Source organism: Desulfococcus sp., assembly GCF_050178255.1.
Taxonomy (GTDB): Bacteria; Desulfobacterota; Desulfobacteria; order Desulfobacterales; family Desulfococcaceae; genus Desulfococcus; species Desulfococcus multivorans.
Genome location: NZ_JBFXGG010000122.1, coordinates 1 through 8633, shown reverse-complemented (window position 1 = coordinate 8633; position 8633 = coordinate 1). Strand labels below are relative to the sequence as shown.

General features: G+C 58.8%; 6 protein-coding genes. All 6 read right to left on the bottom strand.

Translation table 11 applies throughout. The annotated features are described in order from the left end of the window. Nucleotides 1-13 precede the first annotated feature (13 nt). Nucleotides 14-1951: an SLC13 family permease gene (locus AB7S84_RS15000; protein WP_020876222.1), complete on the bottom strand. Its 1938-nt coding sequence runs from the start codon at nt 1949-1951 to the stop codon at nt 14-16. A gap of 47 nt (nt 1952-1998) precedes the next feature. Beyond that, on the bottom strand, nt 1999-2901 hold the full coding sequence (locus AB7S84_RS14995) for a CBS domain-containing protein (RefSeq protein ID WP_020876221.1): 903 nt from the start codon (nt 2899-2901) through the stop codon (nt 1999-2001). A 468-nt stretch (nt 2902-3369) separates the two neighbouring features. Next, nucleotides 3370-5622: a GNAT family N-acetyltransferase gene (locus AB7S84_RS14990; RefSeq protein ID WP_428155436.1), complete on the bottom strand. Its 2253-nt coding sequence runs from the start codon at nt 5620-5622 to the stop codon at nt 3370-3372. Nucleotides 5623-5731: 109 nt separating this feature from the next. Beyond that, entirely contained in the window at nt 5732-6721 is a 990-nt protein-coding gene (locus AB7S84_RS14985) for a D-alanine--D-alanine ligase family protein (protein WP_428155434.1), read from the bottom strand. Beyond that, nucleotides 6721-7719 (bottom strand): D-alanine--D-alanine ligase family protein, encoded by a 999-nt coding sequence (locus tag AB7S84_RS14980; protein WP_020876218.1) that lies wholly within the window; start codon nt 7717-7719, stop codon nt 6721-6723. Before AB7S84_RS14980 ends, AB7S84_RS14985 begins: the two co-directional genes overlap by 1 nt. Before the next feature lie 168 nt (nt 7720-7887). Continuing rightward, a partial coding sequence (locus tag AB7S84_RS14975) for a KamA family radical SAM protein (protein WP_428155431.1) occupies nt 7888-8633 on the bottom strand: 746 nt, incomplete at its 5' end.

The window sequence follows — 8633 nt, the reverse complement described above, 5'->3', positions numbered from 1 at the left end:
GCTGCCGCTGGGATCAGAAATTCGGCAGTGCCCCGAATCCCCGGACGACCCAATACACCGCGGTCAGAAGCAGCAGAACGATGTTGGCCAGGAACCAGAGCGGGATGCCGACCCGCAGAAAGTCCTTGGGTTCGAGGTAACCGCTGGCATAGACGATGGCGTTGGGCGGCGTGCCGATAATCAGGCAGTATGCAAAAGAAGAGGCGATGGCCGTGGACATGGCCATGAAGGGCAGGTAGGCCGTGCCCGGGTGGGCGAGCCCCGCCATGTTCAGCGTGATGGGCCCCACGGCCGCCGCGGCCGGTCCGTCCGCCATGAGGTTGGTGACAACGGCCGTGATCCCGTTGGATATGGCCAGAAGCGGCAGTCCTGAATTCATGCCCAGGGGCGCGAGCAGGTCCATGACGCTCCGGGCCAGCCAATAGGCTGCACCGGTGCCGTCCAGGGTGCGGCCGAAGATGATGGCGCCGGCGTAGAGCCAGACCACGCCCCAGTCCACCTTTTCCTGGTAATCCCGCCAGTTCACGATGCCGGCCATAAGGTAGGCTACCGCGCCGGCCATGGCCAGGACGCCCAGGCCCAATCGAATGGGTAAGATCCCCATTTCATAGAAGGTTTTCTCCGTGAACCAGCCGAAGACCATGATGACGAAGATGATGAGGGCACTGATCTGGTTCCGGCTCCAGCCGCCCATCTTGTCGATCTCTTTCCTGAGTTGGTCCATGGCCGGCGCCAGAGAATGAATGCGGGGCTTGAACTGCCAGTTGACCAGCAGCCAGGTGGCCGGGATCATGACGACGAGAAAGGGCGCACAGTAGGTGATCCACTGAAAATAGCCGATATCCATGCCGAACATGTCGCTCAGATAGGTCATCAGGATGACGTTGCGGGCGCCGCCCGACGGGGCGCCGGGCCCACCGATATTGCAGGCCATGGCGATGGAAATCATCAGCATTTTGCCCAGCTCGGGGTCCTCCGGGATTTCCTGGGTCAGACTGTTCTGATAGAGCAGCATGGCGATGGGGAGGAACATGGCCGCCAATGCGTGGTCCGAGATGACGGCCGCCAGCGGTGAGATGATCAGAAAGAAAATCATGCTGATCATCTTGACGTTGGGAACCGCGAGTTTCTTGAACATGGCCAGGCAGACCCGCTTGTCCACCCCGGTCTTGACGAAGGCGGCCGCGAACATGAGGCTGCCCATGATGAACCAGACGGCGTCATCCCAGTAGAGCTGGGCCACTTCGGAGCGGGTGACCACGCCGGTGAAGACCAGCAGAAGACCGGTGCAGAAGGAGACGGCGGGAAGCGGGATGCACTCCGTCAGAAAACAGAAGACCACGAAGGCGCCCATGGCGATGGCGACCTGGATATGCCAGGCGCCGGTATCGGCGGCTGCCTTGTCATCTCCCGTCAGGGTTTCGTATTTGAGGTTGTCCCTGCGAAGATCCAGCGCACTTTTCATGAGTCCGCGAAACCGTTCATCCGGAACATTGTCGCTGACCCAGGCCATGGCCTGCGCCAGATTGACCTTGTCCGAGGCGATCTTGTTCTGCCTGAGCCACTTGGCGTCTCTTTTCAGGAAGCGGTCCTTGCCCAGGGCGCCCATCCGCATGTTCTGGTCCATGATCTGAACCGTAAGGAGCTGCCACTGTTCGAGATAAGGCGTTTCCTGGTTAAAAAGCGCCTTGGCGAGGAAGTTGGTCACCGCTTTGGGGCCGACCTTGTATTCCGTACCCACGTCTTTCATGCTGTATGGCGTCGGCATGATCAAAATGCCGAAGAGCAACACCACAGGGATGATAAACAGCTTCCAATCAACATACTTGTCATAGCCGGAAGCTTTCTTTTTCCTGATGGCGCTCTTTCGGGTCACGGGTGCATCCACAGCGTGGGATGACGCAAGATCATGATCGGTTCGGGCGTCACCGGATTTTATTGATGGATTCATAACCCTCCTCCTTCATTGACGATCGATGTCAAATTGATTTCAAACAATTAAAAAATGATATGAGCCATTTCAAAAAACAGCTCCTGCTCACGAACCACGCCGACGACCCTGTCCGCACGGGTGATGAGCACCCGCCTGACCTGATGGGTGTACATGAAGTCGGCCAGCTCCATCAGGTTGGTATCCTCATCCATGCACGGCGGAGTATCGGACATGACCTCCGCTACGGATTTATCGGCCAGGGCCTTGACCTGGCTTGAAAACAGACCGGTCCAGAACATCCGCGAATACTGGATGCTGTCGGCCATGGAGGGCTTCGCCGCGCTCAGATAGCCCGGTCGAACCGCCTCGAGGAGGTCCAGGATGCTGATGATGCCGATCACATCCTGACCGGGACCGCGGACCAGAAGGGAACGATGCCCGGTTTCCATGACACGACTCGAGGAAATCAACCCTTCGAAGGAGCGCATGAGGGCCTGAATGGCTTCCCTTACCGTCTGCTCCGGCCGGATGGTGGTGTAATCCTCGATATGGATCATGATGTTGCCGGCGTTCTTTTCCTCTTTTTTGAAATCCTTGTGGGACGCCTTAAACGCTTCTTTGATTTTCAAGGCCAGAAGATCGATGTCGCACGGCTTGCTGAGATAGTCGAAAGCGCCCTTTCCGAGGGATGCTTTGGCGGAATCCCCGGCTCCGTGACCGGTGAGCATGATCACCTGGGTTTCCGGGCGTATTCTCCTGATTTCGCTCAGAGCCTCGTGTCCGTCCATGCCGGGCATCTTGATGTCGAGAATGATCACGTCCTGAGGGTGCTCCTCCAGAATCCCGATCGCCTCCTCACCGCTGCCGGCAATGGTGGTTGCAAAGCCTTTCTTGTTCAATATCCTGGATGTCGTCGCCCGAAACTGGGCCTCATCATCCACCATGAGAACCTTTATCCGTTGCTCCATTTTTTCTCCTTTCTGGATACCATCCGTATACCAGGGCCTGGTGCCGCAAGAGGCCGGGGCGGCCGCATTCTTCATGGAGATCCGTATTGGCGATCTGAAACAGCGCGAGCCGCAGGCCTGGACATTGGGCGGAGATCCGATGAGGGCCGCCGGACCCACAAGTTTACGGGCCGGCATCAGATACCTGCGCAGCTCGGAAGGCTGCAGAGAAACTCATTGAATAGCCGTCTCACATGGAGCAATTTCCATACCAGCAGGATCCGAAAGACAGGATCACAATATTTTGAAAAAGCTTGTTTTATTGACACAACCCATGGATGGGAAATGGGATATCGGATGGGGAGGGTGTCGGAGTTTTTTCCACGTGTCAGGAAAAATTTATCACCGGAAGAATTTCCTATTCAACTTTCGACGTTCATGATGTTGACCGGACAGAGGCACCGGCCTATGAAAGTCGAGACAGGATTTTCAACCGATGACTTTGCAGTATATGGCCTTCCCGTCTCCGGGACTGTAAAAATCGGCCAGCACGGTCTCGAGTCGGTATCCGCAGCTTTCATAGAACGCCCGGGTGCCGGCGTACTGAGACCGTTGAGAGGTGTCGACATAGATGCGCGCCCCGCCGACCGCCTTGATTCGTCTTTCGGACTCCTGGAGCAGACGCCGTCCCAGGCCCCGGCCCTGGAACTCCGGATGGACGGCGATCCAGTAGAGATCAAAACTGGCCGTCGTACCGGGAATCCGGCCGAAGCAGGTATACCCGGCCAGGCGCCCGTAATGGTCGCCCATAACAAATTCATAGCCGCTGTCGGGTCCCTTCTCAAGTCGCTCCTGAACCAGTTCAGCGGCGATCGCCACCTCTTCGGCCGAGAAGAAACCGGTGATATCCACCAACCGACGCACCCGCTCCACGTCCGGGGGCTCTATAACTTCACGGAAACCGACCCCATGAAGCCGCTCCCGGGGCTCCTGCCGGTTTCGGCCCCAGTGGTGGTGCGCCTCGATCAGGCCTTTGAAGAATCCCATGGCGTTCCTGCCGAGGGTGCGATTTCGGTATCCTCCTTCCTGGATAACGACTGTGGGGAGCCCCATGGCTCCAATGATGCGGCCGTTCTCCTCGAAATCCTTCACTCGGAGCGACCAGGTTCCGGTGGGATCTCCCTTGGCCGTATCCAGCCCCAGGGCCACCACCAGGAATTGAGGGTTGAAATCCCGGATCCGGGTGACGGCTTTTTCAAGGGTGCGCCGATAGACCGGGCCGTCAACAGCTTCCGGAAGCGGCAGATTGAGGTTGAAGCCTTCGCCGTCACCGTCCCCCTGTTCCTCTGCAAATCCGCTGAAATAGGGGTAGGCAAAACTGGGGTGACCATGGATGGAGAGGGTCAGCACATCGTTCCGCTGATAGAAGATGTCCTGCTGTCCGTTACCGTGATGGTAGTCGATATCAAGGATAGCCACCTTACCGTAAGCGCAGAGATACTGCGCTGCAACGGCGGTGTTGTTGAAATAGCAGAAGCCGCCGAAGGCCTGCCGCTCGGCGTGATGACCCGGGGGCCGCACCAGAGCGTAGGCCAGGCGATGACCGCGCAGAATTTCCCGGACCGCCGTCAGGACGCAGTCCACGCCCCGCCGCGCCGCGGGGTAGGCGTTTCGATTGACAGGTGTAAACGTGTCGATGCAGTAATAGCCCGCCAGCACCGACGGCTCCTTAGGCGGGCGGGCCTTGTTGCGGATGGGGAAAATATAGGGATAAACGGATTTTCCCTCGGGCACCTCGGCACAGGCCCGCCGGAGATAACCGAAGAGGTCGGAATCATGGACAGCCAGGATGTGCTTGTCGGGAAAGGCTTGGGGCTTGATCAGGGTGAAAAGCCCGCTCTTCTCCAGTTCGGCCAGGATGCTCCGGACCCGAACCGGAGCCTCCACATAGCCCCGATCATGCACATGGTGAATGTCGTGGCGATCGTTGACGATCAGCGGAATCTGCTCCATGGTTCGAATATCGACGCGGGTTCTTGCGGCCTCGGGCTTGAGATACCGGTATTCCCGCAGCGCCACCGGATCATCCCTGAAGGAAGCCACCACCCGCTCCACGTAGTCGGCCGGACACAGAGCGGCATATTTACGCTCCAGAACGGCTCGGACCACCTTCCGGGCAAAGCTCCTGCGCAACGGCCGCTGGGCTTCCAGACCGTCATAGACAAGATGGGGCATGCAGGTATCCCCCGCATTGACGGGAGATTCATAAGCCGTATCGACAATGGGACGGGCGCCATATTGTTCATAAAAGCGAAGTCGATCCTGATTCTCCTTGAGGAGCGCCGTATCGGGACAACGGTCCGGGGCGTCGGGCAGACATTCGAAAAACAGCCCCTTAACCGCCAACGCCAGAGATTCCTGCCGAACCCTGTCATAAAGAGCCCCGCCGATGCCGCTGCCGGCCTTCCCGCCGGCCATGGCGATCCAGTCCAGAAAGGTGAATCCGATCTCCGGCTCGTGCAGTAAAAGCGCAAACCCTTGAACCCGGCCTTTCAGGGTCTGGGCGACGAAAAGGACGCTCCGAAAGCGCTGTTTGAAGGGATTTCGGAGTTTTTCACCGAGTTGATCGATGTCCTCCCGGGGCGCTGCCGGGAAACGGGTCCGCAGGATCTCTTTGACCTGTCGGATGATTTCCCGATTTACCGGCAAGGTGTCGTCATAAACGCGTCGAATGCGCAGCATGGGTGTCACTTCTCATCTTTCGATTTTCGCGATGTTGACCGGAAAGCGGCTGAAGACGAAGGGGGATAAGCATGCCGTTTTTCCGAAGCCCACCCCTTCCGTCTTCAGCCTAAACCACGTCCGCCAGGATATACCCGACGGCCTCGGTATAGGAAATTCCGGCCCGGTCCAGGGCCGCTGCAAAACCGGCGTCCGGCGACAGACAGGGATTGGCGTTGATTTCCAGAATCCAGGGCTGCCCGTTTTCGTCCACCCGAAAATCCACCCGGGCATAACCCGATAGTCCGAAAGCGGCCCAGGCATTCCGGGCCAGGTCCTGAAGCTCGGCCAGAAGCCCGGCATCCTCGGGGCCAAAATCAAAGCCCCGAGGCGTATGATGATATTCAAAGGACGCGGCATCCCACTTGGCGCGGTAGTCGACGATCCGCGCCTTTCCGACGGGATACCCCTCGAAACGGATCTCCGCGGGCGGCAACACCCGCGGTCCACCCGGTTGGGCCAGAAGGGAGAGGTTGAACTCGCGCCCCTCGATGTAGCGCTCGGCAAAACAGAGTTTCCCAAGATCCGGCGCGCGCGCTTCCAGTAAAGACCATAATTCGCGGATGTCCGACACGGCGACCAGTCCGTTCTCGTCCAGACCGATGGATGCATGCTCCCAGACGGACTTGATGATCCAGACGCCTGCTTTTATGCTCGTATGCTCAGGCGGGGGAGATCCGGGGCAGGGCCCCACCCATTCGGCCGTGGGCAGACCGAACCGTTTCAAGCGATCCTTGGCTAAAACCTTGTGTGAGGACAGGAACAGCGGCGCCGTTCTCGCGCCGGTGTAGGAATAGCCCAGAGCGTCCAGACATGACGGTACCAGGTGAATCAGGCGTCCATGCCCGGCCAGGGATTCCACCAGGTTAAAAACCCTTTCAGGCCGACGGGACCTCAGGGCGTCGCAGAGGCCTGCAAGATCGAGCGTGCAGGGAAGAATCTCGACCGAATGACCCAGTTCCTCGAGGGCTGTGGCCACGGCCCGGGCCTGGACCACCACATCCAGCGCATCGGGGCGATCCGATGCCGAAACACTGTCGTGAACAATGACGACCCGCATCAACCCGGCTTCCGTATCCGGACAACGGCGGACTCGACGATGGCCTGAACCAGTCTCCGGTAGGAAAAGCCCAGTTGATTGCAGATAATGGGCAGATCCGAGTGTTGGGGATGAATGCCGGCCAGGGGATTGACCTCGATGAACAGCGGCCGCCCTCCGGCATCGCAACGGATATCTATCCGTCCCGCGTCCCGACACCCCAGTACCCGCCAGGCCGAAAGGGCCACGTCTTCGGCTTCGGCAACCACGGGATCATCCAGGGCCCGGACCAGGCGGTAGACGACACGCGCCTCACACTCCTCCTTGTTCACATAGGAATAGACTCCCGGCTCGGCCGTATCTTTCAGGTGCACCTCCATAGTTCCCAGTATGCGCGCAACGGTGCCGGTTCCCAGAATACCCACGGTGAACTCTCGGCCGGGCAGGTACGGCTCGATGATGACGGCCTGGCGGAAATCCTGGATCATCTCCTCACAGGCTTGAACGAGAGCGCTTCGGTCCCGGATGATCGAGGCGGGGCTGACGCCTTTGCCCGTTCCTTCGGCCACGGGTTTGATAAAGTAGGGCGGCATGAAGCCGACCCTCCGGACATCGGCCCCGCTCTCCGCAACAAGAAAATCGCTGGTGGGGACACCGGCGTCCCGGATCACATGTTTGGTCATCCCTTTGTGCAGCGTCAAGCTCATGACCATGGGGTCGGAAAAGGTGTAGGGAATCCCGTAGAGATCCAGCATCGCCGGCACCTGAGCCTCCCGGCCGATGCCGTTGAGCCCTTCCGCGATATTGAATACCAGGTCCCAGCGCCGCCCCCCTGCCAGGGCCTCGACCAGCCGACGCCCGTTCCCGATACGCTCGGTTCGGTGACCCAGCTCCCGAAGGGTCGTTTCAATGGCTGCGATAGTGTCGTCCCGATCGAACTCCGCCGTCTCCAACGCCGAATAGCCCTGGGCGAGATACTCAGACCGCAGGTCGTAGGTCAGGCCGATAGTCATGGTCATTGTGCAAAATCTCCTCATACGGCAGTTGATGCCGGGTCCGGGTTTCAGTCAGCGTCATGCCCTGGTGATCCAACAAACCTTCTCCCGGCGCCGGCACATGAATCGGGAAAACAAAAAGGGAAAGCGCCTCTCGAACATCCGGAGCCTCCCCTGAATAACATTTTGAAATCATATCGGATCGCAAAAAGCGTTGGGATACTGATACCGGTTGCCTTCATAGTTCTTCATGACCAGGTTTCTACCTTCCCGGCCGATGATATAATCGGGCATGAGGGGAATCTTCCCCCCGCCGGCCGGGGCATCCACCACATAGGTGGGCACGGCATAGCCGGAGGTAAAACCTCTGAGCCCCCGAATGATTTCCATGCCCGTTTCCACCGGCGTCCGAAAATGGGAAGAGCCGGAAATGGGGTCGCACTGATACAGGTAATAGGGGCGCACCCGCATCTTCATCAAGCAATGCACCAGATTTTTCATGATATCCACGGTATCGTTGACGCCTTTCAGCAGGACCGTCTGTGATCCCAGCGGAATCCCTGCATCGGCGAGAAGGGAACACGCCCGCTGAGATTCAGGGGTACACTCGTCCGGGTGCGTAAAGTGCAGACTCATCCACAGGGGGTGATACCGCTTCAACATCTTGACCAGTTTGGGGGTGATGCGCTGGGGCAAAACAGCCGGCACCTTGGTGCCGATGCGAATGATTTCCACATGGGGAATTCGATGAAGACGGCAGAGAATCCATTCCAGCCGGTCGTCTCCCAGCAGCAAAGGGTCTCCTCCCGAAAGGAGCACGTCTCGGATTTCCGGTTTGGATTCGATATAGGTCAACGCCCTTTCAAGCCGGGTTCGGGTAGGATGCAGGGCCCCATGCCCCACCACCCGGGAACGGGTGCAATAGCGGCAATAGGTCG